The following is a 2,800-nucleotide window of genomic DNA, read 5'->3' on the forward strand; positions in this document are numbered from 1 at the left end:
TTATTTCTCCACGGATGAATCCGGGGGCTTGTATCCTGGATGCTTTCGGTCAAATTTTTATTGGTAAAATGAGGTGAGTTATGACTGCTGTAATTCATAAAATTAAGAAGGCAGAGCAAAGAAGGGAACCCGATCGCGATATCCTTTTTTTTATTTCTGGTTGATTGCTCCTATGTTGGTCACAAAAAGTTGAAATTATGTTAGTGAAAAAACTCGAACAATTAAAAGATATCTTCGCGCAGATGGAACTGGCGCTGATTGCCTACTCCGGCGGTATTGACAGCACTTTGGTGGCAAAAATCGCTTTTGACGTGTTGGGCGATCGCGCTTTGGCTGTGACGGCCGTTTCTCCGTCTCTACTACCAGAAGATTTGGAAGATGCGCGGATTCAAGCCGCAGAAATTGGTATCGCCCACGAGGAAGTCGAAACTCAGGAAATGGCAAATCCTAATTACACTTCTAATCCGGTTAATCGCTGCTATTTCTGCAAAAGCGAACTGCACGATACTTTGAAACCCCTAGCACTCGCAAAGGGTTATCCTTATGTGGTGGATGGGGTGAATGGTGATGATTTAAAGGATTACCGCCCGGGGATTCAGGCGGCGAAGGAACGGGGCGCGCGATCGCCTTTAGCAGAAGTTGGGATGACTAAATTTGAAGTGCGACAGTTAGCCAAAGAATTGGATTTGCCTTGGTGGGACAAACCTGCACAGCCTTGTTTGAGTTCGCGCTTTCCTTACGGTGAAGAAATCACTGTTGCAAAGTTGCAAAGAGTGGGGCGCGCCGAACGCTATTTGCGGCAGTTGGGACTAAAAAATCTGCGCGTGCGATCGGATGGAGATACGGCGCGAATTGAATTGCCGGCACAGGAGATTCAAGAGTTTGTATTAAATGCGGATTTGCCTGCATTGGTGGCGGTGTTTCAGCAGTTGGGTTTTGTGTACGCGACTTTGGATTTGGAGGGGTTTCGCAGCGGCAAATTAAATCAGGTTTTGCAGCCGGAATTGTTGGGGGCGAAAGGTTAATTAATTATCTTGAAAAAATGTCACTACAACCGTGTGTTCGTCCCGATCGCATTTAACTTGAAAACGGCGCTGAGGATAAAGCAATTTTAGGCGACTTTCCCACATCTGAGCTAATGCTTGTCCCAAATACAATAAATTGTCACTGCTAGCGTTTTGGGCACCGGGGAGAATGTCATCAACGTGCTGGTGGTTCATCACCTGCTCAATTGCAGCGACATCATTCCCTAGCTCGATTTTCCAATGTTCGTAGATTTGACTGTTAAAGGCTTCGGACAAAAAGATGCCGCCTTCATGTTCGACAAAATCTGGCCAGAATAGTTTTGTGAAAGCTATGGCAATTTCAATATTAGCAGATCCAAAAAGATAATCCCAGAGTGAAAAATCATCGCCGTTGGCTTTTTTCCATTGCTGGAAATCGATTAGTTGATCTGCATTCAAGGATATTTGTTTGATGAACATAATTTCTAGGGTATTTCATCCAATCTAGCTGGCCTAACTGTTTTCTCAGCTTGCACGTAAATGTCTCTTGCTGAGTTTTGGTTGTGTTTGTATTCAACGGCGTGAGGTGTCGGCACATTTGCATGAGCCTTTCCTGTCAAGTCTACTCGCTTAATTGCCCGTCCGCTGTCATCGCAGACGATATAGCTGGTAATGTTCTTGCCATCCATGCGGTAGAGTAAGTTTTGGGCACTTGCTCCATCTAGAGGAAATCTGCCACTTACCTGGGTTCCGACGGCTATAAGGGTGCTAGCGGGGATGCCAACTGTCCAGTCCACTGGTTTAGACATATATAAGTCTTAAATTAAATTACGACCTCAGTTTGATATATGTATGGGTGAATAATCTGGGCAACAATATTCGTGACATCGCCCGTGAATTAAAGCAATAGCATAAACTAAAGTAGCAGCAAGAGTAGCAGCAAGTTTTATGAAAATTAAATTTAGATTGATCTGGGCCATCTTGGCTTTCTTGTTGTTTGCTTACATCCCGTTTCGGGTGTTAGCGAGCCCGCCACCTTCGGGAGATACAGTGAGTTCCGCCCTGTGGTGGCAAGTTTCGGTGTACAATCAGGTGCAGCAAATTAAAGAGGCGCAATATCAAGGTTGCGTGTGGGGCGATTCTATTTCTTCGGCTTTGGGCGATTCTTTAGGAGAAAAAAACTTGAATTTTGCGATCGGCGGAATGAGTTCTGTTTCGCTGCTAGAACAGCTTAAACTTGTAGTGCCCCAGGGGTTTACCTGCGAAAAGTCCATTCTGGCGATCGGCACCAATGATGCTATGTACGGGATTAGCGACGAGCAGTTTGTCAGCAATTTGAAACAGGCGATCGCAATTATGCGATCGATCGGCACCAAACAGATTATTCTGATTCCGGCTTTTTACTCAACTCTTGCTGCTAGCTACAATCCTAAATTTGCCGGAACAATTGCCCGAGTTGATGAAATTAATATTCTCATCGATCGAGTAGCAGCAGAAGAAAATATCACCGTGGAAGCTAGCGGTATACAAGCATTATTTAAGGAAAAAGCACTGAATGCAAATTTAACAATAGATGGCGTTCATTTGAATACCAAAGGTTTAGACATATACAGAAAAGTTTTATTAAATATTTTGAATCCTCCGTTAACAACGCGCAAACTTTTCGATAGAAAATCTGTTTGAATAACCATAAAAAATTGGTTTAAAGCCGGAACCCCGGGAAAAATTTAAATCAGAGGATTCATTAGACTTGAATTGCAAAAATCGGAAAACACCCTGAAATTATCTGCGTTTAT

General features: G+C 43.7%; 4 protein-coding genes. 2 read left to right on the forward strand and 2 right to left on the reverse strand.

The window, feature by feature from the left end; genetic code table 11:
* Nucleotides 1–197 precede the first annotated feature (197 nt).
* The gene (gene larE / locus QT974_RS33160) at nt 198–1,025 is read left to right on the forward strand and encodes an ATP-dependent sacrificial sulfur transferase LarE (RefSeq protein ID WP_333472609.1); all 828 of its coding nucleotides are present in this window, start codon (nt 198–200) and stop codon (nt 1,023–1,025) included.
* Here larE and QT974_RS33165 read toward each other — a convergent pair whose 3' ends face one another.
* A complete protein-coding gene (locus tag QT974_RS33165; RefSeq protein ID WP_333472610.1) occupies nt 1,026–1,484 on the reverse strand; it encodes a hypothetical protein in 459 nt (152 codons plus the stop codon). It abuts the gene before it with no gap.
* 5 nt (nt 1,485–1,489) lie between these two features.
* Nucleotides 1,490–1,813, reverse strand: a complete 324-nt coding sequence (locus QT974_RS33170) for a polymorphic toxin type 24 domain-containing protein (protein WP_333472611.1) — start codon at nt 1,811–1,813, stop codon at nt 1,490–1,492.
* 139 nt (nt 1,814–1,952) lie between these two features.
* Between QT974_RS33170 and QT974_RS33175 the strand changes: the two genes are divergently transcribed.
* Nucleotides 1,953–2,687: an SGNH/GDSL hydrolase family protein gene (locus tag QT974_RS33175; protein ID WP_333472612.1), complete on the forward strand. Its 735-nt coding sequence runs from the start codon at nt 1,953–1,955 to the stop codon at nt 2,685–2,687.
* Nucleotides 2,688–2,800 lie beyond the last annotated feature (113 nt).

The organism is Microcoleus sp. BM001215392 (assembly GCF_036700185.1).
In the GTDB taxonomy this organism is placed as follows: domain Bacteria; phylum Cyanobacteriota; class Cyanobacteriia; order Cyanobacteriales; family Microcoleaceae; genus Microcoleus.

What these genes read in the sequence shown, in the direction of transcription:
- larE (WP_333472609.1), top strand. Translation starts at nt 198, where the DNA reads ATGTTAGTGAAAAAACTCGAACAATTAAAAGATATCTTCGCGCAGATG.
- QT974_RS33165 (WP_333472610.1), bottom strand. Translation starts at nt 1,484, where the DNA reads ATGTTCATCAAACAAATATCCTTGAATGCAGATCAACTAATCGATTTC.
- QT974_RS33170 (WP_333472611.1), bottom strand. Translation starts at nt 1,813, where the DNA reads ATGTCTAAACCAGTGGACTGGACAGTTGGCATCCCCGCTAGCACCCTT.
- QT974_RS33175 (WP_333472612.1), top strand. Translation starts at nt 1,953, where the DNA reads ATGAAAATTAAATTTAGATTGATCTGGGCCATCTTGGCTTTCTTGTTG.